Source organism: Nocardia cerradoensis NBRC 101014 (genome assembly GCF_000308535.1).
Classification (GTDB): domain Bacteria; phylum Actinomycetota; class Actinomycetes; order Mycobacteriales; family Mycobacteriaceae; genus Nocardia; species Nocardia cerradoensis.
Map to the genome: position 1 here is coordinate 1 of NZ_BAFW01000312.1, position 3,227 is coordinate 3,227.

General features: G+C 64.6%; 3 protein-coding genes. All 3 read left to right on the forward strand.

Translation table 11 applies throughout. The annotated features are described in order from the left end of the window. Positions 1 to 604, forward strand: a 604-nt coding sequence (locus tag ON23_RS28275) for a TetR/AcrR family transcriptional regulator (RefSeq protein ID WP_039781976.1), incomplete at its 5' end; no start/stop codon positions are given. Between the two features lie 160 nt (positions 605 to 764). Then, a complete protein-coding gene (locus tag ON23_RS28280; protein ID WP_051043486.1) occupies positions 765 to 1,658 on the forward strand; it encodes an SGNH/GDSL hydrolase family protein in 894 nt (297 codons plus the stop codon). Between the two features lie 162 nt (positions 1,659 to 1,820). Next, on the forward strand, positions 1,821 to 3,227 hold a 1,407-nt coding region (locus tag ON23_RS28285), incomplete at its 3' end, for an MFS transporter (protein ID WP_051043487.1).

The window sequence follows — 3,227 nt, forward strand, 5'->3', positions numbered from 1 at the left end:
CCCCACGTCGATGGAGCAAAGACGGGCGATGCGGCGGGACAAGCTGATGGCGGCGGGATTGCAGCTGTACGGGACCGAGGGATACAGCGCCGGTAGCGTGGCGCGGGTCTGCGCGGAAGCCAATCTGTCCACTCGCCAGTTCTACGAAGAATTCGCATCCCGCGACGAACTGCTGTTCGCGTTGTACGACCAGGGGCAGGAGATCTCCGGGCGGTTCCTGGCGGCGGCGCTCGCCAACGCCCCAGCTCAGGAATACACACGAGATCTCATCCACCGCAACATCGAGGCCTACGTCGACAGCTTCGCCGAGGATCCGCGGTGGGCCACCCTGCTGTTCGTCACCGTCATCGGAGTCAGCCCGCAACTGGAAGCACACCGCAGGCAGACCCGGGAGAACTGGATCGGGGTGCAATGCGCCATCGCCGAGGAGCTCGTCCGCCAAGGCCGTATCCCGCAGCGGGAGTTCCGCCCGATCTTCGTGGCATTCGTGGGCGCGATCGACGGACTGGTCTACGACTGGTGCCACACCGACCCGCGGCCGGCCAAGGAAACGATCACAGACACGCTCACCCACATGCTCTTCCACGCCCTCAACGCACCGTGAGCAACCGCCGCCCGCGGCACTGAAATCACTTGCGCGGCTGCCGAATGCACCTCCAGCGATGCCGTGTCCTCTCGCTCCTTCCATATCCCGTTGTCTTCGCGGCGCACACGCGCCGTCGATCAGCGCTGCCCTGGGCAGCGTTCAATTCTTGGAGTCACCGATGCCTCACCGCACGACCCGCACACTCGCTCTGCTCGCCCTCGCAGGAGCCGCCGGCCTGGCCCCGACACACGGCGCTGCCGCCGCGGATACCCCACGCGATGCCGAATACGTGTCCCTCGGCGACTCCTACGTCGCAGTCGGATCGAACCTCAACACCTACAACCGCGATCCCGATTGCGGAACCGCGCCCGACAACGTCGGCCACCTGGTCGCAGCCCAACTGCACGGTGTCAGCTTCGACGATCGCGCATGCGGCGGCGCCGACACCTCCGACATCACCTCCACCACCACACGTAGCGATCCACAGATCGACGGCTTGTCACCCAAGACCCGCTACGTCTCGATCTCGTTGGGCGGCAACAACGACAACGTCTTCGGCGAGATCGTGAACAACTGCCTGATGGCCTCGCACCCAGCCGACACCTGCACCCCGCAGTTTCGCGCCGACGAGGCCCGCAAACTCGACGACCTCGGCCAAACCCTCGACAGCGCCTACACCGCCATCCGAACCAAAGCACCGAACGCGACCATCATCGTGCTCGGCTACACCCGCATCCTGCCCGACAGCGTCCAAGGATGCTTCGCCGCACCAATGATCACGCAAAGCCTGGTGGACATCGGCAACGACCTGCAGCACCAGCTCGACGACGTCGTCACCGCCGCCGCCCGGCGCGCCGGATTCGTGATGGTCAACCAATGGGACGCTCAAGACGACCACCACTCGATCTGCGCACCCTTGGGCCAGACCTACGTTTCCATGACCGGCTTGCTACCCACCGAACAAGGCACCCCTGTCCACCCCACCATTCAAGGCAGGCGATACGCGGCCCAGCTGATCGCGCACGCCTTCCTCGCAACCACCAACACCCGACAGACGACACCCACCGGCTGACGCTGGAAGGTGGCCGGTGCGCTCGCTCGTTCCAGGTGCCCACCCCCGCTGAACAGCCACCACGGCACATCCGTTGGCCTTCGGCTCACTTGACCTAAACCTTGGTTGAGGAAGTCCACTGTGGGGGACATGATGTTTCGACATCCCTGAAGGGTGAACCAGATGCAGACCGACAAGGCCGATGACCGCTCACACGTACCTTCGATCGACTTGCCTCGACCATCGCCGTTGACCTTGCCCGTGGTGCTGGTGGGGGTCGTTCTGGTGGCGATGTCGATCTCGGGAACGGCAGTTGCGTTGCCGAGCATCGGCGAGGACCTCGCTGCCTCGGGGTCGGCGCTGAACTGGGTGGTGGCTGGCTACAACCTCTCGTTTGCGGCGATGACGCTGGTGGTGGGATCGGCCGCCGACAGGGTCGGGCGGCGCCTCGTTTTCATAGGTGCGGCGACGATCTTCGCGGCGGGTAGTGTCCTCGCCGCTGTCAGCCCGGTCATCGTGGTCGCCGACATCGCCCGGATCGTCTCCGGTATCGGTGGCGCAGGCATAATGGCCGCCGGCGGCGCGATCCTCGCCTCGTCGTATGACGGGAACGCGCGTAACCGGGCGTTCGCGCTGATGGGCACGATGGCCGGCGTCGGTATTGCGTTGGGGCCGAGCCTGTCCGGGGTGTTGATTTCGTTGACGGGTTGGCGGGGTAGCTTCCTGTTGTTTGCCGCGGTCGGGCTTGTTATCGCCTTCGGCGCGACGCGCTTGGGCGAATCGCATGCCGATGGTGGACGAACTGACTGGTTCGGGTCAATCGCCTTCATCGTCAGCTTGTCGGCCATCATGTTCGCCGTCATCGAGGGACCGACTATGGGTTGGACGGACGGCCGGGTTCTGGTCGCGTTCGTGGCCGGCCTGATTTTGCTCGTGGTCTTCGGACTTGCTCAGCGCCGCAGTCCATCTCCGGTTCTCGCGCCGGGTCTGGTGAGGAACCGTGGATTCCTCGGATGGAGTCTGGCCACCCTGACTACCTCGATCGGGTTTCTGGGGGCGCTGGTGTTCCTACCGAGCTACCTCCAGGCTGTATCAGGGTTTTCACCGGCGCAGGCCGGAGTCGCGATGCTGCTGTTGACCGCCCCGGTGCTGGTCATGCCAATGGTCGCCGGTCAGCTGGTCAACGCCGGCTTGTCCGCCAAAGCGTTGATACTGACCGCCCTGGTACTGGTGGTGGCCGGGAACCTGGCCCTGCTGAGCCTGAATCCGGCCAACACGATCACGGTCGCGGCCGGACCTCTACTCGTGATCGGTATCGGCATGGGGACGTCATTCGGTATCACCGACGCACAGGCCATGGGTCTCGTTTCCCCCGACATGGTCGGTATGGCCGCAGGCTTCCTCAACACGTTGCGAGGGGCGGCAGAAGCACTGGTCATCGCCGGATTTAGTGCATCTTTACTGGGCTTCCTCGGAAGCAAACTCGCGGACCCGGATCGGGCCTCAATGGTCAGTTCGGGACGCCTGGGCACTGACCCCGGTCCGGAGATCGACGCGTTCACCTGGTCGTGGCACATGACACAGCTCGCC